Genomic DNA, 22,369 nt, shown 5'->3' with positions numbered 1-22,369 from the left:
CTTATATCCATATCTTTGCGGCTGTTTTATTAATAATTATTTTAAATTTTAGCTAAGCATGTATTTATCAAGCGAAAAGAAACAAGAGTTGTTTGAGAATCATGGTCGGTTAAAGTCAAAGGGTGATACAGGTTCTGCTGAGTCACAAATTGCACTTTTTACCTTCCGTATCAATCACTTAACAGAACACCTTAAAACAAACAAGAAAGATCACTCTTCAAGACTAGGTCTTCTTAAGTTAGTAGGTAAAAGAAGAAGATTACTAGATTATCTTTACAATAGAGATATTGAGAGATACAGAGCTATCATCAAAGAATTGAAACTTAGAAAATAATTTTAGGGAGAAGGGAGTTCTATTGAATTCCCTTTTTTCCTTATATACCATTGCAGGACGTTGTATCTTCCTGCTTTCTTATTTTAAAAACTATATATGTCGAAAATTGTAACAAAGTCCATCAAAATGCCCGATGGCGCGGAAATAACCATAGAAACGGGTAAACTAGCGAAACAAGCCGATGGATCAGTAGTCGTTAGAATGGGCAATACCATGTTGCTCGCCACTGTAGTCTCTGCTACTGATGCCAAAGAAGATGTAGACTTCTTACCACTCTCTGTAGACTATCAAGAAAAATTCGCCAGCTCAGGTAAAATACCAGGTGGCTTCCTTAAAAGAGAAGGAAAACTATCAGACCATGAAGTTTTGATTAGCCGATTGGTAGATAGAGCTTTAAGACCTCTTTTTCCAGACGATTATCATGCTGACACTCAGGTGATGATCTCAATGATCTCACACGATGATAATGTAATGCCTGATTCACTCGCTGCTTTAGCTGCTTCTGCGGCATTGTCAGTGTCAGACATTCCTTTCAATGGACCAATTTCTGAGGTTCGTGTGGTTAAAAACAATGGTGAGTTCATTGTTAACCCAAATAAAGAAACTACAAAAGAGTCTGAACTTGATATTATTGTTGCTGCCGATAAGGACAACATTATGATGGTTGAAGGCGAAATGAAAGAGGTTTCTGAAGCAGAGCTTTTAGAAGCTATGAAAGTTGCTCATGAAGCCATTAAAGTTCAGTGTCAGGCCCAGATTGAATTAGCCGAAGAAGTTGGTTCAACAGAAAAGAGAGAGTACTCTCATGAAAAGTCTGATCCAGAATTGTTAGAGAAAATGCAGTCGGAGCTTTACCCTAAGCTTTATGCTGCTGTATCTAAGCAAACTGCAGATAAATCTGTGAGAAGCAGCGATGTGAAAGCTATCAAAGATGAATTCATGGAGTCTCTTCCAGAAGATCATGAATACGATGCTTTCTTATTGTCACAATATTTCAAGAAGCTTCATAAAAAAGCGGCTAGAAACTTTGTGTTAGATGAAAGAAAAAGATTGGATGGTCGTGACTTCACAGAGGTTAGACCTATTACTTGTGAGGTAGATTACTTACCATCTGCTCATGGTTCTGCAGTGTTCACTAGAGGTGAAACTCAGTCGCTTACATCTTGTACTTTAGGTACTAAGCTAGATGAGCAAATGATTGACGGTGCTACCGAATCAGGTTATAACAAGTTTATACTACACTATAATTTCCCTGGCTTCTCAACTGGCGAGGTTAGACCAAACAGAGGTCCTGGTAGAAGAGAAGTTGGCCATGGTAACTTAGCTTTAAGAGCGTTAAAGCAAGTGTTGCCAGCAGATGAAGTGAATCCATATACTATTCGTTTGGTTTCAGACATTCTAGAATCTAATGGTTCGTCATCTATGGCTACCGTTTGTGCAGGTTCATTGGCTCTAATGGATACAGGTGTTAATATTTCTGGACCTGTTTCTGGTATTGCAATGGGTATGATATCCGATGCAGAAACTGGAAAGTATGCTATTCTTTCTGATATTTTGGGTGATGAAGATCACTTAGGTGATATGGACTTTAAGGTTACTGGAACTGCAAAGGGTATCACTGCTTGTCAGATGGATATTAAAGTAGACGGCCTTTCTTACCAAGTTCTAGAAGAAGCCCTAAACCAAGCTAAGCAAGGTAGAGAGCATATTTTAGGTGTAATGAATGAAGTGGTTTCTCAGCCAAGAGAAGATTACAAACCTCATGTACCTAGAAGTGAGAAATTCAGTATTCCTAAAGACCAAATTGGAGCCGTAATTGGCCCAGGTGGTAAAGTAATCCAAGAGATTCAGAAAGAAACTGGAGCTACAGTAAACATTGAAGAAGTTAATGATGAGGGTATCGTAAGCGTATTTGCTATCGATAAGGCGGCAATGGACGCTGCTGTGAAACGCATCAAAAACATTGTTGCTGTTCCAGAAGTTGGAGAGGTTTACGAAGGTAAAGTGAAATCTATTATGCCATTTGGTGCATTCATTGAATTCATGCCTGGTAAAGACGGCTTGCTTCATATTTCTGAAATCAAGTGGGAGCGCTTAGAGAAAATGGAAGGTGTCCTTGAGGTAGGAGAAGAAATTACTGTGAAGCTTATCGGAATAGATAAGAAGACTGGTAAATTCAGACTATCTAGAAAGGTTCTTTTGCCTAAGCCAGAGAAGAATACGGAACAGAATTAGTATTCTCAGCGTTGTTTTAAATGGAACTTTTCATATTTTATGAATTGTTCGGAAGTGTTTAAGAGGGAAAATCATCTATTTGAATGAGACAGCTTAAGATTAGTAAGCAGATTACTAACAGAGAGTCACAATCTCTGGATAAATATTTACAGGAAATCGGTAAGGTAGACCTACTGACTCCAGACGAGGAAGTAACACTTGCTCAAAGGATTCGCGAAGGAGATCAGCTGGCATTGGAAAAGTTAACCAAGGCCAACTTGAGATTCGTTGTATCGGTAGCGAAACAATATCAAAATCAGGGTTTATCTCTGGGTGATTTGATCAACGAAGGAAACCTTGGTTTGATTAAAGCCGCTCAGCGTTTCGATGAAACTCGTGGTTTTAAATTCATCTCATATGCTGTATGGTGGATTAGACAATCTATCCTTCAAGCTTTGGCTGAGCAATCTAGAATTGTTCGTTTGCCATTGAACAGAGTTGGTTCATTGAATAAAATTTCAAAGACCTTCTCTGAACTTGAACAGAAGTTTGAGCGTGAGCCTTCACCAGACGAATTAGCAGAAGTATTGGAAGTGACTACCAACGAGGTGGTTGATACCATGAAAATTTCAGGTAGACACGTTTCAATGGATGCGCCATTCGTTCAGGGTGAAGAGAATAGCTTACTTGATGTATTAGAAAACGACTCAGAAGAAAAACCAGATACTGGTCTTATGAATGACTCTTTGAGAAGAGAAGTTCAGCGAGCGCTTTCTACTTTAACTCAAAGAGAGGCCGATGTTATTACACTTTACTTTGGTTTGAACGGTGAACATTCAATGACTCTAGAAGAAATTGGAGAGAAATTCAACCTAACTAGAGAGCGTGTAAGACAGATTAAAGAAAAGGCAATCAGGAGGTTACGTCATACATCGAGAAGTAAAGCCTTGAAACCGTATCTTGGATAACTTTATTGGAAATAAGATTTAGGAAGGTGTCTGAAAAGACACCTTTTTTTGTTTCTATACATAAGGAACAATTCTTTGGCATAAAACTGTTAATGGTTTAGTTTTGATAAAATTTGAGATATAGATGGCAACTGAAAATATAAAAGTTTTGATTATCGGGTCTGGCCCGGCTGGTTACACTGCAGCAATTTATGCCTCTAGAGCGGGCTTAAACCCTGTACTCTATACAGGTGGAGAGCCTGGTGGGCAGTTAACAACTACCAACGATGTAGAGAATTTCCCTGGCTACCCTGAAGGTATCAATGGTCCGCAGATGATGGTAGACCTGCAGAAGCAAGCTGAGCGTTTTGGTACACAGGTTCGTTATGGTCTAATTACTAAGGTTGATTTTTCAGAATACCCATTAAAAGTTTGGGTTGATGATAAAGTGGAAGTTACTGCTGAATCGGTTATCATTTCTACAGGAGCTAGTGCAAAATACCTTGGCTTAGAGTCTGAAAAAACCTTTGCTAACAAAGGAGTTTCCGCTTGCGCAGTATGTGACGGCTTTTTCTACAAAGGAAAGAATGTAGCCGTAGTTGGCGGTGGTGATACAGCTGCTGAAGAAGCTACTTATTTAGCCAATCTATGTCCTAAAGTTTATTTATTGGTAAGAAGAGACGAGATGAGAGCTTCTACCATTATGCAAGAGCGAGTTAAAAATACCCCAAATATTGAAGTGCTGTGGCATACAGAAGCAGAAGAGGTGTTAGGAGATGACACTGGTGTAACTGGTGTTCGCGTAGTGAATAATCAAACCAAAGAAACGAAAGACTTAGATATTAGTGGATTCTTTGTAGCGATTGGGCACAAGCCAAACACAGATATTTTTAAAGACTATCTGGATATGGATGAGACTGGTTATTTGAAAGTACAACCAGGGTCTACTAAGACAAACGTTGAAGGTGTATTTGCAACAGGTGACGCAGCCGATAGAATTTACAGACAGGCGGTTACCGCTGCCGGAACAGGTTGTATGGGAGCACTAGATGCAGAAAGATTCTTAGCAGAAAAAGAGTTTGAAGTAGAATCGCAAAAGGAGATGGCTTAAGTCTCCTTTTTTGATTATTTCCACTACTATGAAATTAGATATTCTAGCTCTAGCGGCTCATCCAGACGATGTAGAGTTATCGTGCGCAGGAACACTGATTAAAGCTATCCAGTCAGGCAAAAGGGCTGGAGTAGTTGATTTTACTCAGGGTGAGCTGGGCACACGAGGTACTCCTCAAATAAGATTATCGGAAGCTCAAGCTGCAGGCGAAATAATGGGGCTTTCGGCCAGAGAGAACTTAGGGTTTCGAGATGGATTCTTCAAGAATGATGAAGAGCACCAATTGGAAGTCATTAAGATGATCCGGAAATACCAGCCAGAAATAGTTTTGGCTAATGCTATCAAAGACAGGCATTCAGATCATGGAAGGGCTTCAGAATTAGCCAGAGAGGCCTGTTTTCTGTCGGGTTTAGCAATGATTAAGACCGAGCTGAACGGAGAAGAGCAGAAGCCATGGAGGCCTAAGACGGTTTATCATTACATACAAAGCATTCCTCATAACCCAGATGTGATTGTAGACGTTTCCTCCGCTTGGGATACTAAAATAAAGGCAGTAAAAGCGTTTAAATCACAATTTTTCGACCCTGAATCAAAAGAGCCTCAAACCTATATTTCTTCTCCAGAATTCTGGCAAATGATAGAATCTAGAGGAATTCATTATGGTCATGAAATAGGAGTGAAGTACGGAGAAGGCTTTACAGTTGAGCGTACTCCTGGAGTTAGCACCATCTTCGATCTTATATAGTGACAAGTTCTATGTTCAACGTTTTATGCTGACTTTGAACATAGAACTTAAGTTTTAGGCTAATCAAGGCGAAAGCCGACTGATCTTCCAAGTATTATCGGCTTGTTTTTCATAAAGCAATCTGTCGTGCAGTCTGTTTTGTCTGCCCTGCCAAAATTCAAATGAAGTAGGCTCAACTCTATATCCACCCCAAAAATCGGGTAGAGGTACTTTTCCTTCTTTAAATTTCTGCTTAATCTCAGCTAGTTTCATTTCAAGAATAGATCTAGAATTGATCACAGAGCTCTGCTGAGAGACCCAAGCCCCAAGCTGACTTCCATGAGGTCTGCTTAAAAAGTAATTTAAAGATTCTTTATTAGTTACTTTTACAGCTCTACCCTGAATGGAAACCTGTCTTTCCATAGGAAACCAAGGAAATAGAATGTTCACCCTATTGTTCTCGGCTATTTGTTCTGCTTTGCGGCTTTTGTAATTGGTATAGAAAACCACACCTTGTTGGTCTAGGGCTTTCATTAGTACTGTTCTTTGGAATGGCTGGCCTTGAGTATCTACAGTACTCAAAACCATTGCGTTTGGTTCCGGTAGCTCAGCTTGTTGAGCTTCTTTAAACCACTTATCGAACTGAATAAAAGGGTTCGAATTGGCAGATTCTATATCTAATGAGGCGTTAGTGTATTCTTTTCTTAAGTCAGCAATATTGTCGGCCATGGCATACATAGGTTATAATAGGCGAAATTAACTGTTAAACTTTTCGGTTTTCGTTAGGCAAAGTAAATATGCATTTATAATTTCCATCTCCATGCAATCTATGTTTGAATACGACAAAAACATTCCCGATCCTGAAAGAGGAGATTTCCTGATCTCAGAACCATTCTTGACTGATCCTAATTTTGAGCGCACCGTTATTCTGGTTTGCGAGCATTCAGATGAAGGAACTTTCGGTTTAGTATTGAATAAAATCAGCGATCTAACCCTGAGTGATGTGATGAGTGAGGAAATTAGTTTTAATGGTTATCTAAATGTTGGTGGGCCAGTAGAACAAAATACCTTACACTTTGTACATAGATTGAAAGATGATGTGCCTGGTGCAATTGAGTTGAATAATGAACTTAAGTGGAGTGGAGATTTTGAGCGCATCAAGTTTTTGCTCAATTCAGGAATGATCAATGAAGATGATATACAGTTTTTTCTAGGGTATTCTGGATGGGGTGCGGGGCAGTTGCGAGAAGAGCTAGATAATCAGTCTTGGTTTGTAAGAAAGAAGGCAACTGCTTCTGAAATTTTCGACATGGAGTCAGATATACTTTGGAAATCTATTTTGAAGCAAATGGGCGGTAAATACAAGGTGTTTTCAAATTACCCTGTAGACCCACGATTGAATTAATACTTTTACTAAATTTGGTTTTGTAACGGTGCGGTGTAAGCCGATAGGTCAAAAGATATGAGCGAAGAAAAAAATATGCAGCAAGGAGATCAGGAGGAAAACAAGAATCTAGCTGAAGAAAAGAATGAAACCACTAATGAAGCGCAAGAAGTAGCTTCTTCTGAACAGGTTTCTGAAAAAGGTGAAGACTCGCCAAGTAAAGATGAGGTTACTCCCCAAGCTGAAGTAACGGAAGAAAAAGAAGTTGAGCCGGTGGTAGAAGTAACTTCTGAAGTTTCCGAAAATAAGGAAGGTGATGAGCCTAAAGAGAAAAAATTGGAAACCGAAGATGATCTCCATTCTGAAGATGAAGACGAAGACGAGGAAGATCATGAAGAGGAATTACCAGATTACTCTGAATATAGCAGAGAGCAACTGGTAGAAGCCATAGAAGAACTCGCTCAGCAAACTACTTTCAAGCGAACCGATAGGGTTTTGGCAGAGATTGTTCCGCTTTTCGAAGAAATGGAACAAGGATTGCGCACCGAAGCCCTAGAAAAGTACAAAGCCGATGGTGGAGAAGAAGATAGTTTCGAATTCCGTCATGACGAACTTTTTAATCGCTTCGATGCTAGTCATAGGTTAATTAGAGACAGAAAGCATAGTTTTTATAAGGAAAAGGAAGAGGCCAAGACGAGAAACCTAGTTAAGAAAGAAGAGCTATTAAGTCAGCTGAGAGAATTGGTAGATGGAGAAGAGGCTACAACCAGCATCAAACCTATCAAAGACATTCAGGAAGCTTGGAAGCAAATTGGCCCTGTTCCTCCGCAGCATAATAAGACGCTTTGGGCTAACTATAATGCCCTTTTAGACCGATTCTTCAATAATAGACATATCCTATTTGAGCTAAAAGAGTTAGATAGAAAGAAGAATCTTGAGGCGAAAAAAGAGCTTTGCGAAAAAGCAGAAGCACTAGATAAGCTAGATAACATAAAAGATGCTGTCATTCAGCTCAACGAACTTCACGAAGAATATAAACACGTTGGTCCTGTACCAAAAGAGGTTCAAGAAGAATTATGGCAGAGATTCAAAACTGCCTCTGACAACATATACAGAAAAAGAAAAGACTATTTAGAAGACCTGAAAGGTGAACTAAAGGAAAACTTGGTTAAAAAAGAGGCCTTGGTTCAAGAGCTTCTGCCTTTTACTGACTTTAAATCGGATAGAATTAATGCCTGGAATGCTAAAACGAAAGAGATTTTAGCTATCCAGAAAAAGTGGGATGCTATAGGTGGTGTACCAAGAGAGAAGGCTAAAGAGATTAATAAAGGTTTCTGGGGGAGTTTTAAGCAATTCTTTGCTCATAAAAATGAGTTCTTCAAAACTTTAGAAGGTCAGCGAAAGGAAAACTTAGAGAAGAAAGTCAAATTGGCCGAAGAGGCTGAAGAGCTTTCTAAAAGCGAAGAGTGGGATAAAACTTCCGAACAATTAAAGAAGCTTCAAAGACAGTGGAAAGAAATAGGTCCGGTGCCAGAGAAGAAGCGAAACGAGATTTACGAGCGTTTTAAAGCGGCTTGCGATGCCTTCTTTAATAACCGAAGATCTCACCAGAACAAGGCTGAAGCTGGTTATGTAAACAACCAAAAGGCTAAAGAGGCCATTATCAATACCATCAGTGATAAAGCCAAAGAGGCTGGTGGAAGCGAAGCAGAATTGATGGAACTGGTAGAGCAGTTTAATAGCATCGGTTTTGTTCCTAGAAATGCAATTAAAACTATAGAGTCTCAATTTTCTGAGGCGCTAGAGGCTTACGCTGGCTCGCTGAACCTTGAGGAGAATGAAACAGAGTCTTTAGTTATTAGAGCTGAAATGACTGGTTTACAGAGTGGGCCAGGTGGTAATAGAAGGCTTAATAAGAAGGAGGGAGCTCTAAGAAGACAGATTTCCGAGTTGGAAGACAACATAGCCCTTTGGAGAAATAATTTAACATTCTTCGCCAATAGTAAGACAGCCGATAAGCTCAAAGGAGAGTTCGATCAGAAGATCGATAAGGCCGTTGAAGAAGTGAAGGAGCTAAAAAAGCAACTTCGTATTTTGAGAAGTCTTTGATTTTCTGCCTCTTCAGAAATAGTTTTGAATTTAGTTTTGGAGGGGTTTGAATATTAAAATGCGACTTTTATATTTGCACTCGCTTTAAGCAAAAGCCTCCTTAGCTCAGATGGTAGAGCAACTGACTTGTAATCAGTAGGTCATTGGTTCGATCCCGATAGGAGGCTCTTTGAAGCCTTAAAAGGTAAAAAAAATATTAAAGCGATGCCTCCTTAGCTCAGATGGTAGAGCAACTGACTTGTAATCAGTAGGTCATTGGTTCGATCCCGATAGGAGGCTCAAAAGCCGGTCATTTCTGACTGGCTTTTTTATTTTTATCAACTTTGCATTTTATTCCTACAGATCTAATATTGGCTATTATGCCTTAATAAGGTTTTAAGATCAGAGATAGTCGCGCGATTATTCTCGGTTGACCACTAATCCAAATTGAAAAATCTAAATAGTATTGAGGTTGTCTCAAGACTATATCGTAATATTGCGATACGAAAGATTGATTAATGGGCGTATCTAGAACAGACTTGTTTACGAAGGAACAAAATGGCTTAGCACAAATGGCTAAGGTTTTGGCTCATCCTGCACGCATAGCCATTCTTCAACACCTTATAAAGACCAATGCCTGCATTAACGGAGATTTGGTTCAGGAATTGGGTTTAGCACAAGCTACCATCAGCCAACACTTGAGAGAGTTGAAGGAGATAGGAATCGTTCAAGGCACTATAGAGGGGGTGAGTATGAGTTATTGTATTGCTCCTGAAAAGTGGAATGAGTTTAAGCGTTTGTTTAATGAGCTTTTCGATCAGTTAGAGACTGTGGATAAGAAGAATTGTTGTTAAAAAAATTTGACTTTATTAATCGTAATATTGCAATGAATAGTTTATTGAGATTGCTGTCTATTTCCCCTAAAAAATAAAGACCATTCACTTACAAAGAGATAATTCAATGAGTAATAAAAAATTAAGTTTTCTAGACCAGTACTTAACCTTATGGATTTTTCTAGCCATGGCCATTGGTGTTGGCTTAGGTTATTTTGTGCCTTCCACTTCCAACTTCATTAATTCATTTAGTAGTGGCTCTACCAATGTGCCAATTGCCATTGGATTGATTTTGATGATGTACCCTCCATTAGCAAAAGTGAATTATAAGCTTTTACCTCAGGTATTCAGAAATGTGAAAATTCTATCGATTTCACTGATTCTCAATTGGGTAATCGGTCCTATGTTGATGTTCGCTCTGGCCATGATTTTCCTGCAAGATCATCCGGATTACTTGGTAGGACTTATTCTTATTGGTCTGGCAAGATGCATTGCAATGGTGCTCGTTTGGAACGATTTAGCTGAAGGTAATAGCGAGTATGGGGCTGGTTTAGTAGCCTTAAATAGCGTTTTTCAAGTGTTTGGATATAGTTTTTATGCTTGGCTATTCATTACTAAGTTGCCTCCGTTGTTCGGCATGGAGGGCGCTATTGTCGATATTTCCATTGCTACTATAGCCGAGAGTGTTGCTATTTACTTAGGTGTGCCCTTTATGTTGGGTTTACTCAGTAGGCTTATTCTTGTTAAGTTGAAGGGAGAAAAATGGTATACAGAAAAGTTTATCCCTACCATTTCTCCCATTACATTAATAGCGCTATTATTTACTATTGTAGTGATGTTCTCTCTAAAGGGAGAGCTCATTGTTGAAATTCCACTAGATGTGGTTAGAATTGCCATTCCACTTCTGATATATTTTGGCTTAATGTTCTTCATTGGGTTCTTTTTTAGTAAAGCAATGGGGGCTGAATATGACAAAAATGCCTCTATCGCATTTACAGCTGCAGGAAACAACTTTGAGTTAGCTATTGCAGTAGCTATTGCTGTCTTTGGCTTGAATTCAGGCCAAGCTTTTGCTGGCGTTATTGGTCCGCTAGTAGAAGTTCCGGCACTTATTCTTCTGGTTAGAGTTTCGTTCTGGCTGAAAAAGAAATATTATCATCAATAACGTGATTGATTGAGTTGAAGCATCGAATCGTAATACTTCTTAAATCGGGAGGATAATTCTTGGTACTAAGCTGAAATGGACTTTTGAAGGCAGGTAAAGATGCTTTCAGATTGAATTCCGTTTCTTTATTCTGCCCATTTTAATTTAGTTTTGAACATGCGGTATTTGTTAGTCTTGCTGTCAACTTTTCTAATCGTTGTGTCTTGTAGCTCCTCTAAAGAGCAAGAGAAGCACATTACTGAGATTCCTCCTGAGATGGTACTTATTCCTTCAGGAACATTCACTATGGGAGGCAGGTCTGATCAAGCGTATGCAGATGAATTTCCCCAGCACCAGGTGAAGGTTTCCGCTTTTTTAATGGATGAAACGGAGGTGACGAATGCTCAGTTCAAAGCATTTGTTGAGGCTACTGGTTATGTAACTACTGCAGAAAGGGCTGTAGATTGGGAAGAACTGAAGAAACAGCTTCCTAGTGGAACGCCAAAACCAGCAGACTCCCTTTTGGCTGGTGGGTCACTCATTTTTGAAAAGACGAATAAGCCTGTTGAGCTTAATGACGTGAGCCAATGGTGGGTTTGGACAATCGGAGCTAATTGGCGTCAGCCAGAAGGACCGCACAGTGATATAGAGCAGAAGATGAATCACCCTGTGGTTCATGTCTCTTGGGAAGACGCCAATGCTTATGCTAAATGGGCAGGAAAAAGATTGCCTACTGAAGCTGAGTGGGAGTGGGCTTCTATGGGAGGGTTAGAAAATGCAAAGTACCCTTGGGGTGACGAACCTGTTGAGTCTGCTTATGAAAAGGCCAACTTTTGGCAGGGTGTTTTTCCTTTTCAGAATCACAAGCTCGATGGTTTTGATGCTAGTGCTCCCGTAAAATCATTTCCACCAAATGGATACGGTCTTTACGATATGGCTGGCAACGTATGGGAGTGGTGTATCGATAAATATGATGTTCGAAGTTATACGGTCAACGCCAATAGCGGCTTGTTGGAGAATCCTTCAGGTTCTGAAGAATATTATGACCCGCGTGAACCTCATACTCCGAAACATGTAATTCGAGGTGGTTCCTTTTTGTGTAACGATAGCTATTGCAGCGGCTATCGTACCTCAAGGCGAATGAGTAGCAGCAGAGACTCTGGCTTCAATCACACAGGGTTCAGATGTGCCAGATCCTTGTGATTCCGTGTAAAGAAGAATTGGATTGAAGAATAAGTCAGTACGTTCTATATAGGAAGTCTACAAGTCACATAAATAAATGAACCTTCATCAAATAGTCTTGTTATGCTTGTTGAATATGTGTCTAAATTGGCACCACCTAAAACCATTAACTCTATGAAATTTTTGAAAAAGTATTCACTAATCGTTGTTCTAATCACTTTTATGGCTTCTTGTGGCTCTTCTGATGGAGTCTATTTTGAAAACCTAACCGATGGTCAAGAAGTTTCTTCTACTGTTTTGGTAGAGATGGGTGTCAAAGGAATGGAGATTGAGCCTGCTGGCGAAGTGAACAAGGGTAAAGGTCATCATCATATTATTATTGATGGTGGTTATATGAACACTGGAGAAACTATACCTGCAGATGCTAACCATATTCATTATGGCAAAGGACAAACCGAAGCTACCATTGAATTAACCCCTGGACAACATACATTGACTTTACAGTTTGCTAATGGCCTTCACCAATCTTATGGTGAGGAGTGGAGCAAGACCATAACTGTGAATGTTAAAGATTAATTATAGTTAAAACTATTACATCAGATGAGGCTCCAAGGTAATTGGAGCCTTATTCGTTTCAGTATAATTGAATCTAGTGTATAGAATATAATTGAAGAGGTGTGAAACTGTTTCTTTTATTTGTAAGTAGAAAATTTTACTTTCAAATGACTTTTACTAAATAACTGACTAATGAAAAAGCTTGTATTATCTCTGTTTGTAATGGCTGCCGTTTGTTGTTTGGGCTCATCGCTTCAAGCACAGTCAGACAATGATGTTGAAAGAATAGATTATTTGGTTGTAGTGGCTAATTCAACCAATAAAGCTGAAAACGAAAAGGTACTAGACCAAATGAAGAAGAAATTCAAAGATGCTGGTATGCATTATGATGAATCTTCTAAACAATACTACGTTTACATAGAAAAATATTACAGCAAGTCTGGAGTAGATTATGCCGTATGGTGGCATAAAAAAGAAAACAAGGATTTGCCAAAAGTATGGGCCAAACCAGTGCCTGTTGAAACAAACTAAAATATTAACCACGCTAAGGCGTGGTTTTTTTATGGTCTCCAATTGATTCTCCTGTTAGAATGTAAGTCATTTTTTAAGCTTGTTATCTAGAAGTTGATTTTTGGTGGTATTAAAAACTTGTCGCCCCTTAATTCTCGATAGAATTATCTTTTAGCAATCTTTGTTGGTGGATCTGAAAAGTTCTATACTCAAGTCAATAGTACTTGGTTAAACCAACCACTTTTTGAATGAATCTTACCATTGAAAACATCATTTTAGTTGGCTCATTATTGCTGCTCATCAGTATAATAGCTGGTAAAACAAGCTATAGGCTAGGTATTCCTACCTTGTTGTTGTTCCTCTCTATAGGGATGCTGGCTGGTTCAGAAGGTATCGGTGGTATCTATTTCGATAGTCCTCAGATTGCTCAGTTTATTGGAGTTGTTTCGCTCAACTTTATTTTGTTTTCTGGTGGACTTGATACCAGTTGGGATTCCGTTAAACCTGTACTAAAAGAAGGTTTAGCTCTTTCAACTGTTGGGGTTTTATTGACAGCTTTGGGGCTTGGGACGTTCGTTTACCTAGTGACCGACTTTACTGTTTATGAGAGTCTTTTGCTGGGGTCCATTGTCTCGTCTACAGATGCAGCAGCAGTGTTCTCCATCCTGCGTGGTAAAAAACTAGCGCTTAGAACTAACCTTAGGCCTACGTTAGAGCTTGAAAGCGGTAGTAATGACCCTATGGCCTATGTTTTAACCGTGGCATTTCTATCCTTAGTTGTTAACCAAGATAAGAGCATCTACTCAATCATTCCATTCTTCCTTATGCAAATGAGCATAGGTGCTGTGGCAGGGTTTCTTTTCGGAAAGTTGAGTAAGCTGGTGATCAACAAAATTAAATTGGACTTTGAAGGACTATACCCAGTGTTGGTAATTGCTTTGATGTTCATTACATTTTCAACCACCGATGCCCTAGGCGGAAATGGATTTTTAGCCATTTATATCTGTGCTGTTTACCTCGGAAACTCCAATCTCATCCATAAGAAAACCATTCTGAGAATGTTCGATGGCTTGGCTTGGCTCATGCAAATAGTGCTCTTCTTAACCTTGGGGCTATTGGTTTTTCCAACTCAGATAGTGCCATATATGGGCATAGGGTTGTTAATTTCTCTCTTCCTTATTTTTGTTGCTAGGCCCATTGGTGTGTTTATTTCACTCATGTTTTTTAAAATGAGAATGAGAAGACGCTTCTACATCTCATGGGTGGGCTTGCGAGGAGCAGTACCGATTGTGTTTGCTACTTATCCACTTTTAGCTGGAATAGAAAAGGCAAATGTCATTTTCAATATTGTTTTCTTCATTTCCGTTACTTCTGTGCTTATTCAGGGAACTTCTTTGTCTGTTGTAGCGAAATGGCTCAATGTAGGTTTGCCAGAAGAAGATAAGCAGATGTCGCCTACTGATCAGTTACTGGCAGAGCACCCTAAAACCATTATGGAAGAAATCATTATTAAAGAAGGTAGCTTTGCGGCAGGGCAGAAGATAGTTGACTTGAATTTTCCTAAAACGGCAATAATTGCCATGATTGAGCGAAATGAGAATTACATTACTCCCAACGGTTCTACTTTAATTGAAGCGAACGATAAGCTGATTGTACTCACCGATAAGAAGCAAAATTTGGATGAGGTTTATACCGCTTTGAAAATAGCTGATGCTTAGATGTTTTTATCGGGATTTGTCTATAAACTATCTTCAAACTAAGTGGAACAAAACTAAGTCTAGCTACGTTTTAGCCAAGCAACTTGGTGAATATTCAGGTTGAGTATCAAGAATTAGCTTAGTTTAGCATTTGGATTTAATAGCATTGAAAAGTCTTAAAAAATCAGTTTTTACAGCCATTTTATTCCTAGCCTACGGATGGGTATTGCTAGGGAGTAATGTTGTTTTTGCAAATCCTGATAGGCCTGTTTCAGATTTTCCAGTTGAAGGTGAGAACTACAGTGTTTTAAGTGCCGACTATTTCTTTGCTGCCAGACAATCCCAGTCTTCGATATCCATCAATTTTGGTAGTCAGTTCAGAGAAACTGACGGTATTGATAAACTGAATCACACAACTCTGCTAGCCACTAATGATTTAATAATTAGTGAGTTTAGGCAGCAGAATGCTGATGCTGTCAACCGTTTGATCGAATATCGGAAGGCAGACAGATTATACCCTCATCATTACTTTTGGTAAGCCATTTTAGGTTTTAAGGCGAGTCTCATGCATTGAGGCTTAAAATGTCGGTAGCTTCTACCTACACTATTTTCTACACTTAATTCTTATAAAATGGATTTACAAACAACAATAGTTGGGTTGCTAGTTGCAGCCCTCTGCATATATGTGTTCGTGCTTTTGAACAAAAGCAGAAAGAACAAAGAAAAGATACTTATTAACCAATTGCAGATGCTGGCTTCAGAGCAAAACGCACTTATTGAAGACCATGAGCTTGGGCTCAATTTCGGATTGGGTATCGATGAGGTGAATAGGTATATATTTTATACCAAAGACAACAAAATTGGCTTTACAAATAAGACCATAGACTTAATGAACGTACGTAAGTGCGAAGTGGCAACGGTAAAGAAAAGAGTAGGAAAAGAAGACTACATAGATAGAATATCTCTTGTCTTCTACCTCATCTCTAGCAATAAAGAAGAACAGATAATAATATTTGATTCAGATGCCACGGCATTACCTAATGGAGAGCCATTAATGGCCAAGAAGTGGGCCGATAGAATTAATGAGCTTTTGAAAGACGTAAAGTCTAATGCTGCATTTCGTGTAGCAGTTTAGGACATATAAAAAGGCTATCTCAAAAGTTGTACCTTGGTTTTACAGTCTTAAGTATCTATTCTTCATTTGGTTAAAGGTTGAATAGATTATTTAGACAAGTAGAAAATGACTCACAAGGTTAGCGTTGAGATAGCCTCTTTTTTTTGGAAAGAACTTATCCCTTTAAGGCTTCTGTAATAGTCTTCTGGAATGATTCGTTAAGAAGCCCATAGTCATAAAAGGCCATTCCGTTTGCCTTGGTATCTTTAACTAGTTTAACAGCTTCCAATACTTCTTCTTCGTTTTTATCGGCTAGGTAAAAAGCAGTGTATAAAGGTTTACTACCATTTAAGTCATTAAGACCTTCTTCCGTAGCCCGCTTCATAAAGTCAATGTCTTCATCATAGAACTTGTAATAGATCATTGGAAATACAAAATCTAAGTTCCACTTGTCCCAGTCTTGTCTTACCATCATTCTGGCTAAAGATGGCGTTGCGAATACGGAAGCAGAAAGCTTTTTACCTTTCTGGTGAACACCATCAGCAATTTTATTCACTAGGTTAGTGATTGAGTCGAGCCTAAATTGCCTCCATTTCTCATCTTTACTTGGGTCTTCAAGATCTAGTGGGTCATAACCTTGCTCGCCCTTAAATTTTGTTCGGCAGTCTTCACAATAACAAAAATCGAATTCAGGCATTTCATGATCTTGAACCAGATCATATTTAGACCATAAGCCTTTAGGGAGAATTACATCACAATATCTAACATAATCGAGCTGAACACCATTTAGGCCTTCCAGCTCGGTAACTTCCATCATACCGTTGTATACAAACTCTTGAACTTCGGGCTTGGTAGGGCAGAGCCACTGATAGTAATCTACATAAGGTCGAACGTCATAGCTAGAGTTGCCTTCTCGACTGACTGCGTACCATTCTGGATGCTCTTTTGCAGTTTTATCACCGGGTCTGTTCATGGTCCATTGCCAAGCGTGAATTTCTAAGTCATGCTTTTGTGCTGCAGGAATGGCTTTTTCAAGTACAGGTTTACCTCCGCCAACTAATACTCCATAAAAGCCTAATTGCTTTAATCCCTCGAATTCTTTATCCCAATCAGCTTCAGATTTTTCGCCACCGCCAGTCCATATCCAGAGTTTGAAATCTTCAGGGTTTTCTGATTCGCATGATTGAAATAGGATAGGGGCGCCAAGTACTGCTGCCGATCCTAAGCCTAGATTTTTAATAAATTCTCTTTTGTTCATTTACTTATACTGTTTCACCCAAAGTGGATTGATAGGTTAAATCAAATTACGAGTGCGATTGAGATAACTACTTAAATTCTTTCCAAAGCCTTCCTGTCTCGTCCATGTGCCACAGAATTGCTGCATTGAAGGGGTGTTGCATAATTGCATGGTATCTGTAGGCATTTCCTTCAACCTCCCAAACAATTGGCCTGCCTACATTGAATGTTTTTGTTTCTAGCAGGTCTGTCTTACTGGAGCTATAGCTTCCCGATTCTCTTTTAATGTCTTTCTGTTTTCGATGAATAAAACTGAGTAATTGTCGCACTTCTTCCGATCCGAAATCTGAAACGAACTGGTCGGTTTCTCCAACTTTCTTACCCGAGAAGTATAACTGTCCCCAAAACTCAGGCTCATGCATGGCAATGGCTCTCTGAGGCGACCAAACCCAATTGTGTTCAACAGGTTTCCCTCTTTCTTTATTCACCACTTTTACATATTGGCCATTCTTAATTTCAGTATCCCATTGAACGCGAGAAAAGTTTAATCTCCAAGTATCTCCTGGTTGCGGATGGCCGCCCCTTGCAGCCGCTTCTTCTAAAGTAGTCCAAGGCATGGCCACTTCAATAGCCCAATATTTATCCTTATCTGAAGGGTCATTCAGGGTGCCTTCAATATGAACTGCCGATTTAAGTCCGTTGATGTTCCAATTGTCTATGGCCTGGCCTTGATCTCTATATGGCCTTGTTAACATCAGATCCCAAACCGTGTTAAATGCATTGACTTCGTATTCGTAATAAGAATGCGTATCTCCGTCAGGGTCAATAAATATTTCAAAGTCATTATCGTAGAAGATTACCGTATCTCTTTCTTTCAGCTTCGCCCAAACATGTGGTTCCTCTAATTCAGCATAGAAGTAAAGATAGTCTTCATCCCAGAGCATTTTCACTCTAGTTTTATGGTAAGGCTTGGGGCGTTTGTTGCCCTCAATATCTACGAACTCATCTGTCCACTGAGCTAATTGCCATGACTCTTCGCTAGGCAATCCATCAATTTTAAGTTCTCCAATGGTCTGTTTGCAGATGTATGCTCTACTTTCTATTAAAGGATATTGAGCATGGGCAGAAAGGCATAAGAGAAGCCCTGCAAGAAGTGTTAGTTGTAGTTTAAGCATAAAAAATCCTCTCCGTTTAAAGAGAGGATTCAATATCTTAAAATAGTCTAAGCTTTAAAAAAGGTTTATACCAAAGTATGTTTTTAATACTGTAATTATAAAGATGAAAGCCAAAATAGTTGGTGCTAAATAGCTGATAGCAAAATGAAGGTATTTCTGAACAAATGAACCTTTGTAGTTTGGTGAGCCATTGGCTAACTCTTCGTCTAAATTGTGCTTCTTCCATACGTGTGCTGCGAAGAATACAATTAAACAACCTCCTAGCGGAAGGAATGAATCATTCGCTACATTGGCTATAAAGCTCAAGAAGTCAGTTGCACTTTCAGCACCTGGGTAAGTAATAAAGTTGCTGAAGAAGTCAGAGTATCCATTTCCTAACAATGAAGGAATTCCAATCAAGTAGATAAGTCCGGCAACAATCCAAACAGCTTTCTTTCTAGCTAACTTCTTCTCATCTACAACGTAGGCTACAGGAACCTCTAGCAGAGAAACAGTTGAAGTTAGAGCGGCAAAACAAAGTAGTACAAAGAATACTGTACCAGCAATTGCTCCTAAAGAACCTCCAATGGTACCGAATATCTGAGGGAGCGTTACAAAGATGAGGGCAGGGCCACTACCTACACCATCCATTGAGCCTTCGCTCATAAACCCGATGAGTGGGAAGATCATCATACCAGCTATAACAGCAATACCAACATCGGCTAGTGTAATGAATGCTGCAGCAGAAACTATATTTTCTTTTTTGTTTACGTAAGAACCGTAGGTGATTAGCGCACCCATTCCTAATGAAAGAGAGAAGAAAGCCTGACCAAGTGCGTTGGTTACTACTTCGGCATTAATCTCAGAGAAATCTGGAATTAGATAGAACTTCAAACCCTCAATAGCATTTGGAAGAGTAAGAGAGTAAACCACTAAAGCTAAAATCATGATGATTAATGTTGGCATTAAGAATTTTGCAGCCTTCTCGATACCACCAGAAACCCCTTTCGAAACCACGTAAGCTGTGGTAACCATAAAGAGAAGTCCGTAGGCTCCAACCTTGAAAACGTCTTTTACAAATTCTCCGAACTGATCTGCAATTCCGAAGTTTCCAGAAGCCATTTCAAAGATGTAACCAAATGCCCAACCAGCGATGACATTATAAAAGGAGAGGATTAAGAAACCACTAAAGATTCCCATTTTACCCACGAAGTTCCATTTTTTGTAGCCTAAGGCGTTAAATGCCCCAACTGGGTTTTTCTCAGTTTTTCTACCAATGGCTATTTCAGTAATCATTACCGGATAACACAAAATGAAACAGAAAATCAGGTACATTACCACAAATGCGGCACCACCACCTTGTCCTACTTCATATGGGAAACCCCAAATGTTACCTAAACCAACTGCCGAACCTGCTGCGGCAGCAATAAAACCGAGTCTGCTTGAAAATCCTCCTCTAGTTGCCATTCATTAAAATTTTAAAACCCGAATATATGTGTTTCTGCACAGTTATAATGGGCATCCATATAAAAATCTAAAAAAGCTTATCAGAACCAATAGAAGTTAAAATAGAATGTAGGTTGATCAAAATTGTATATACTTGAAACCGAACAAAAGCTGAATCAATGCCTTACTTTACCAACGATGCTATTGTACTAGGTCTTCTCATTATGGTTGTGGCCTGGGTATTTTACACATCGAGCTCTCAAAAGCCATTTTGGAAGAAGTTCTACACCTTTGTACCAAGCATTTTGCTTTGCTATTTTCTACCTGCGCTGCTCAATTGGCCATTCGGACTGATTGATGGCGAAGAGTCAAATCTTTACTTTGTAGCCTCTAGGTATTTATTGCCGGCTTCCCTAGTTCTACTTTGTTTGAGTATAGATCTAAAAGGAATTCTGAACCTTGGTCCCAAGGCAATCATTATGTTTTTGGCTGCTACCTTTGGCATTGTGCTAGGCGGACCATTGGCAATTCTACTCATTTCTACCATTGCGCCTAGTGTGCTAGATGTTGGTGATGGTCAAGAGGTGTGGCGAGGTCTTACTACTGTGGCTGGTAGTTGGATTGGCGGTGGGGCCAATCAAGCTTCTATGAAAGAAATTTTCGAAGTAGGTGACGACTTGTTTGCTACTATGATTGTGGTAGATGTAATCTGTGCCAACATTTGGACGGGCTTTTTGCTTTACGGTGCGAGTATCACCAAGAAAATTGATGCATGGTTAAAATCAGATACTTCTGCTATTGATGATTTAAAAAGCCGAGTAGAAAAGTATCAGGCTAGTATTGCAAAAATTCCTACTCTACCAGAAACCTATGTTATTCTCGCCCTTGCTTTTGGAGGGACTGCCTTAGCTCATTGGGGTTCAGATGTTATTTCACCCATGCTTGAAGAGCGAAAAGAATGGTTAGCGAAATACTCTTTAGAGTCACTAGCTTCTGGCTTCTTCTGGTTGGTTGTTATTGCAACTACTATAGGAGTGGGGCTTTCATTCACAAAGTTTAGAAAGTATGAAGGTGCTGGTGCTTCCAGATTAGGCAGTGTGTTCATCTTTATTCTGGTGGCCACTATTGGTATGAAGATGAATATTCAGGAGATATTCGACAATATGGGGCTATTCCTGATTGGAATTACCTGGATGTTGTTCCATGTAATTATAATGATAGTGGTAGCTAAATTAGTGAAAGCACCATTCTTCTTTGTAGCCGTAGGAAGTCAGGCCAACGTAGGTGGTGCAGCTTCAGCACCAGTAGTAGCATCTGCTTTTAGTCCTGCTTTAGCACCTGTTGGTGTGTTATTGGCAGTGCTAGGTTATGCCTTAGGAACTTACGGTGCACTTTTATGCGCTTGGATGATGGAAAGAGCCTCAATGTTTTGAGCGGCTGTCTAATTCAGTTTTAATCTTTTTTCTAATTCCTCCAAAAGCCATAAACGGATAGGCAATTCCGACAATAAGAAATAAAGGTATAATCTGATACCCTTGTGTGGCATTTTTGGAAAATGACACCACTGCTACGGCTACAGAAGCTACAAGCGCGGCAATAAAAATGCCTAGTTGTAGCTTCTTAAATTTGTTCAACTTACGAGAGAGCTCGTCATTGCTCAATTCTGAATATTCGTTTTGATCACTCATGAGTTGAAAATCTCTTTTTCAGCCGAAATGTTTAGTAAGTTTCAAGAATCTGGAAGAGTTCATCGAGTTTTGGTGTAAGGATGATTTCCGTTCTTCTATTCAAAGCCTTGTTTTCAGGGGTGTTGTTTACGGCAACAGGAGAAAACTCACCTCTGCCCGAAGCGGTAATAGTCTCTGGGCTTACACCGTTGCTTACTAAAATTCTAACAATAGAAGTGGCTCTCATTACACTTAAATCCCAGTTATCATTCATGTATTGAGAAGCTCTAGAAATTGGCACATTGTCCGTATGGCCTTCCACCATAATATTTATTTCGCTATTTCCTTTAAGTGCAGCAGCGAGTTGTTTTAGCGCGTTTGCTCCTTGGGCATCAACTTTTGTGCTTCCAGAACCAAAAAGGAGCTTTTCGGCCAATGAAACATATACTTTTCCATTCTTTACTTCTACTGTGAGCTCATTCTCGTTGAAGTTGAGTAAAGCATCGGTTACTCTTTTCTTCAATTGTTGAACAGCCGCATCTTTATCCGCAATCAATTTCTCTAATTCGGCTACCCGGGCTTCTCTTTTAGAAAGATCTTCGGCCAGTTCTTGATTCTTCTTCCTTTCAATTTCCAGATCGTCTTGAATAGCCAAAAGCCTTTGTTGCTGTTGAGCCAAGTCAGAGTTCAACTGGCTGCTGTTAGAAAGTAGATTGTCGTATAACTGCTTTACTCGCTCATAATTTCCTTTTACAGTATTATACTCTTTAGTCAATACATCGAGATCGTTTTGAGTAGCTTCATTTTTGGCTTTGTATTCTTCTACCTGAACCTCTAGTCTGCTGATTTTCTCTTCAGCAATCTCCAGGTTTTCTTTGAGTGAAGCGTTTTCGTTCTCTAGGTTGGTTTTTTCATTAAAAAGAGCATCGAATTCTTTCTTGGCCACACAAGAGCTAAGCATAATAGATGTGGCTAAGGCAAATAATATTTGAGTTTTAAGACGTTTCATGTTGTTGCTTATATAAAGCA

Annotated in this window: 22 protein-coding genes and 2 tRNA genes; 18 read left to right on the top strand and 6 right to left on the bottom strand. The window is 39.4% G+C overall.

Going from position 1 to position 22,369, the window contains the following annotated elements:
• Positions 1–58 precede the first annotated feature (58 nt).
• From rpsO to bshB1, 5 genes are all read left to right on the top strand, one after another.
• Complete coding sequence (gene rpsO / locus AWW68_RS14995; protein WP_068222654.1) at positions 59–334, top strand: 30S ribosomal protein S15; 276 nt, start codon at positions 59–61, stop codon at positions 332–334.
• 96 nt (positions 335–430) lie between these two features.
• Positions 431–2,569, top strand: coding sequence for a polyribonucleotide nucleotidyltransferase (locus AWW68_RS14990; protein WP_068222651.1), 2,139 nt, complete (start codon positions 431–433; stop codon positions 2,567–2,569).
• Positions 2,570–2,652: 83 nt separating this feature from the next.
• Complete coding sequence (locus AWW68_RS14985; RefSeq protein WP_068222648.1) at positions 2,653–3,516, top strand: sigma-70 family RNA polymerase sigma factor; 864 nt, start codon at positions 2,653–2,655, stop codon at positions 3,514–3,516.
• Between the two features lie 124 nt (positions 3,517–3,640).
• The gene (gene trxB, locus AWW68_RS14980) at positions 3,641–4,606 is read left to right on the top strand and encodes a thioredoxin-disulfide reductase (protein ID WP_068222645.1); all 966 of its coding nucleotides are present in this window, start codon (positions 3,641–3,643) and stop codon (positions 4,604–4,606) included.
• A gap of 28 nt (positions 4,607–4,634) precedes the next feature.
• The gene (bshB1, locus tag AWW68_RS14975; RefSeq protein ID WP_068222641.1) at positions 4,635–5,351 is read left to right on the top strand and encodes a bacillithiol biosynthesis deacetylase BshB1; all 717 of its coding nucleotides are present in this window, start codon (positions 4,635–4,637) and stop codon (positions 5,349–5,351) included.
• Between the two features lie 63 nt (positions 5,352–5,414).
• Here the strand turns inward: bshB1 and pdxH are convergent, their stop codons facing one another.
• Positions 5,415–6,059 carry a pyridoxamine 5'-phosphate oxidase gene (gene pdxH / locus AWW68_RS14970; protein ID WP_068224187.1) on the bottom strand — a complete coding sequence of 215 codons (645 nt, stop codon included), beginning with the start codon at positions 6,057–6,059 and terminating at the stop codon, positions 5,415–5,417.
• Positions 6,060–6,150: 91 nt separating this feature from the next.
• Between pdxH and AWW68_RS14965 the strand changes: the two genes are divergently transcribed.
• The 12 genes from AWW68_RS14965 to AWW68_RS14910 all read left to right on the top strand — a co-directional run bounded on the left by AWW68_RS14965 (position 6,151) and on the right by AWW68_RS14910 (position 15,858).
• A complete protein-coding gene (locus tag AWW68_RS14965) occupies positions 6,151–6,735 on the top strand; it encodes a YqgE/AlgH family protein (protein WP_245660250.1) in 585 nt (194 codons plus the stop codon).
• A gap of 57 nt (positions 6,736–6,792) precedes the next feature.
• Positions 6,793–8,823 carry a DUF349 domain-containing protein gene (locus AWW68_RS14960; RefSeq protein ID WP_068222637.1) on the top strand — a complete coding sequence of 677 codons (2,031 nt, stop codon included), beginning with the start codon at positions 6,793–6,795 and terminating at the stop codon, positions 8,821–8,823.
• 94 nt (positions 8,824–8,917) lie between these two features.
• Positions 8,918–8,990 (top strand) — tRNA-Thr (locus AWW68_RS14955).
• 39 nt (positions 8,991–9,029) lie between these two features.
• Positions 9,030–9,102 (top strand) — tRNA-Thr (locus tag AWW68_RS14950).
• 218 nt (positions 9,103–9,320) lie between these two features.
• The gene (locus tag AWW68_RS14945) at positions 9,321–9,656 is read left to right on the top strand and encodes an ArsR/SmtB family transcription factor (RefSeq protein WP_068222635.1); all 336 of its coding nucleotides are present in this window, start codon (positions 9,321–9,323) and stop codon (positions 9,654–9,656) included.
• Between the two features lie 106 nt (positions 9,657–9,762).
• A complete protein-coding gene (gene arsB, locus AWW68_RS14940; RefSeq protein ID WP_068222632.1) occupies positions 9,763–10,800 on the top strand; it encodes an ACR3 family arsenite efflux transporter in 1,038 nt (345 codons plus the stop codon).
• A 156-nt stretch (positions 10,801–10,956) separates the two neighbouring features.
• Positions 10,957–11,982 (top strand): formylglycine-generating enzyme family protein, encoded by a 1,026-nt coding sequence (locus tag AWW68_RS14935; protein WP_068222630.1) that lies wholly within the window; start codon positions 10,957–10,959, stop codon positions 11,980–11,982.
• Between the two features lie 153 nt (positions 11,983–12,135).
• A complete protein-coding gene (locus AWW68_RS14930; RefSeq protein WP_068224185.1) occupies positions 12,136–12,537 on the top strand; it encodes a DUF4399 domain-containing protein in 402 nt (133 codons plus the stop codon).
• Between the two features lie 171 nt (positions 12,538–12,708).
• Positions 12,709–13,047 carry a hypothetical protein gene (locus AWW68_RS14925; RefSeq protein WP_068222627.1) on the top strand — a complete coding sequence of 113 codons (339 nt, stop codon included), beginning with the start codon at positions 12,709–12,711 and terminating at the stop codon, positions 13,045–13,047.
• Positions 13,048–13,274: 227 nt separating this feature from the next.
• Complete coding sequence (locus AWW68_RS14920; RefSeq protein WP_068222624.1) at positions 13,275–14,744, top strand: potassium/proton antiporter; 1,470 nt, start codon at positions 13,275–13,277, stop codon at positions 14,742–14,744.
• A 145-nt stretch (positions 14,745–14,889) separates the two neighbouring features.
• A complete protein-coding gene (locus AWW68_RS14915) occupies positions 14,890–15,261 on the top strand; it encodes a hypothetical protein (RefSeq protein WP_068222622.1) in 372 nt (123 codons plus the stop codon).
• 93 nt (positions 15,262–15,354) lie between these two features.
• A complete protein-coding gene (locus AWW68_RS14910) occupies positions 15,355–15,858 on the top strand; it encodes a hypothetical protein (protein ID WP_068222619.1) in 504 nt (167 codons plus the stop codon).
• 154 nt (positions 15,859–16,012) lie between these two features.
• Here the strand turns inward: AWW68_RS14910 and AWW68_RS14905 are convergent, their stop codons facing one another.
• The 3 genes from AWW68_RS14905 to AWW68_RS14895 form a co-directional block, all read right to left on the bottom strand.
• Positions 16,013–17,095 (bottom strand): family 10 glycosylhydrolase, encoded by a 1,083-nt coding sequence (locus AWW68_RS14905; RefSeq protein ID WP_068222617.1) that lies wholly within the window; start codon positions 17,093–17,095, stop codon positions 16,013–16,015.
• Positions 17,096–17,162: 67 nt separating this feature from the next.
• Complete coding sequence (locus AWW68_RS14900; RefSeq protein WP_068222614.1) at positions 17,163–18,248, bottom strand: carbohydrate-binding family 9-like protein; 1,086 nt, start codon at positions 18,246–18,248, stop codon at positions 17,163–17,165.
• A 54-nt stretch (positions 18,249–18,302) separates the two neighbouring features.
• Positions 18,303–19,694, bottom strand: a complete 1,392-nt coding sequence (locus tag AWW68_RS14895; protein WP_068222611.1) for a sodium-dependent transporter — start codon at positions 19,692–19,694, stop codon at positions 18,303–18,305.
• Between the two features lie 158 nt (positions 19,695–19,852).
• Here AWW68_RS14895 and AWW68_RS14890 point away from each other — a divergent pair, with 158 nt between their 5' ends.
• On the top strand, positions 19,853–21,106 hold the full coding sequence (locus AWW68_RS14890; RefSeq protein ID WP_068222608.1) for a DUF819 family protein: 1,254 nt from the start codon (positions 19,853–19,855) through the stop codon (positions 21,104–21,106).
• On the opposite strand, the gene AWW68_RS14885 is transcribed toward AWW68_RS14890, so the two are convergent.
• Both AWW68_RS14885 and AWW68_RS14880 read right to left on the bottom strand, forming a co-directional pair.
• Positions 21,095–21,361, bottom strand: coding sequence for a hypothetical protein (locus AWW68_RS14885; RefSeq protein WP_068222605.1), 267 nt, complete (start codon positions 21,359–21,361; stop codon positions 21,095–21,097). The genes AWW68_RS14890 and AWW68_RS14885 overlap by 12 nt on opposite strands.
• Before the next feature lie 31 nt (positions 21,362–21,392).
• A complete protein-coding gene (locus AWW68_RS14880) occupies positions 21,393–22,349 on the bottom strand; it encodes an OmpA family protein (RefSeq protein WP_068222602.1) in 957 nt (318 codons plus the stop codon).
• Between the last annotated feature and the right edge of the window lie 20 nt (positions 22,350–22,369).

Origin of the sequence: Roseivirga spongicola, assembly GCF_001592965.1 — a bacterium.
Lineage (GTDB): Bacteria > Bacteroidota > Bacteroidia > Cytophagales > Cyclobacteriaceae > Roseivirga > Roseivirga spongicola.
Note: the sequence above shows the minus strand (reverse complement) of the source record. Positions and strands in the feature narration are given on the sequence as shown.

Bases quoted from the DNA above. Each gene is read 5' to 3' on its own strand.
- rpsO (WP_068222654.1), top strand. From the start codon at position 59: ATGTATTTATCAAGCGAAAAGAAACAAGAGTTGTTTGAGAATCATGGT.
- AWW68_RS14990 (WP_068222651.1), top strand. From the start codon at position 431: ATGTCGAAAATTGTAACAAAGTCCATCAAAATGCCCGATGGCGCGGAA.
- AWW68_RS14985 (WP_068222648.1), top strand. From the start codon at position 2,653: ATGAGACAGCTTAAGATTAGTAAGCAGATTACTAACAGAGAGTCACAA.
- trxB (WP_068222645.1), top strand. From the start codon at position 3,641: ATGGCAACTGAAAATATAAAAGTTTTGATTATCGGGTCTGGCCCGGCT.
- bshB1 (WP_068222641.1), top strand. From the start codon at position 4,635: ATGAAATTAGATATTCTAGCTCTAGCGGCTCATCCAGACGATGTAGAG.
- pdxH (WP_068224187.1), bottom strand. From the start codon at position 6,059: ATGGCCGACAATATTGCTGACTTAAGAAAAGAATACACTAACGCCTCA.
- AWW68_RS14965 (WP_245660250.1), top strand. From the start codon at position 6,151: ATGCAATCTATGTTTGAATACGACAAAAACATTCCCGATCCTGAAAGA.
- AWW68_RS14960 (WP_068222637.1), top strand. From the start codon at position 6,793: ATGAGCGAAGAAAAAAATATGCAGCAAGGAGATCAGGAGGAAAACAAG.
- AWW68_RS14945 (WP_068222635.1), top strand. From the start codon at position 9,321: ATGGGCGTATCTAGAACAGACTTGTTTACGAAGGAACAAAATGGCTTA.
- arsB (WP_068222632.1), top strand. From the start codon at position 9,763: ATGAGTAATAAAAAATTAAGTTTTCTAGACCAGTACTTAACCTTATGG.
- AWW68_RS14935 (WP_068222630.1), top strand. From the start codon at position 10,957: ATGCGGTATTTGTTAGTCTTGCTGTCAACTTTTCTAATCGTTGTGTCT.
- AWW68_RS14930 (WP_068224185.1), top strand. From the start codon at position 12,136: ATGAAATTTTTGAAAAAGTATTCACTAATCGTTGTTCTAATCACTTTT.
- AWW68_RS14925 (WP_068222627.1), top strand. From the start codon at position 12,709: ATGAAAAAGCTTGTATTATCTCTGTTTGTAATGGCTGCCGTTTGTTGT.
- AWW68_RS14920 (WP_068222624.1), top strand. From the start codon at position 13,275: ATGAATCTTACCATTGAAAACATCATTTTAGTTGGCTCATTATTGCTG.
- AWW68_RS14910 (WP_068222619.1), top strand. From the start codon at position 15,355: ATGGATTTACAAACAACAATAGTTGGGTTGCTAGTTGCAGCCCTCTGC.
- AWW68_RS14905 (WP_068222617.1), bottom strand. From the start codon at position 17,095: ATGAACAAAAGAGAATTTATTAAAAATCTAGGCTTAGGATCGGCAGCA.
- AWW68_RS14900 (WP_068222614.1), bottom strand. From the start codon at position 18,248: ATGCTTAAACTACAACTAACACTTCTTGCAGGGCTTCTCTTATGCCTT.
- AWW68_RS14895 (WP_068222611.1), bottom strand. From the start codon at position 19,694: ATGGCAACTAGAGGAGGATTTTCAAGCAGACTCGGTTTTATTGCTGCC.
- AWW68_RS14890 (WP_068222608.1), top strand. From the start codon at position 19,853: ATGCCTTACTTTACCAACGATGCTATTGTACTAGGTCTTCTCATTATG.
- AWW68_RS14885 (WP_068222605.1), bottom strand. From the start codon at position 21,361: ATGAGTGATCAAAACGAATATTCAGAATTGAGCAATGACGAGCTCTCT.
- AWW68_RS14880 (WP_068222602.1), bottom strand. From the start codon at position 22,349: ATGAAACGTCTTAAAACTCAAATATTATTTGCCTTAGCCACATCTATT.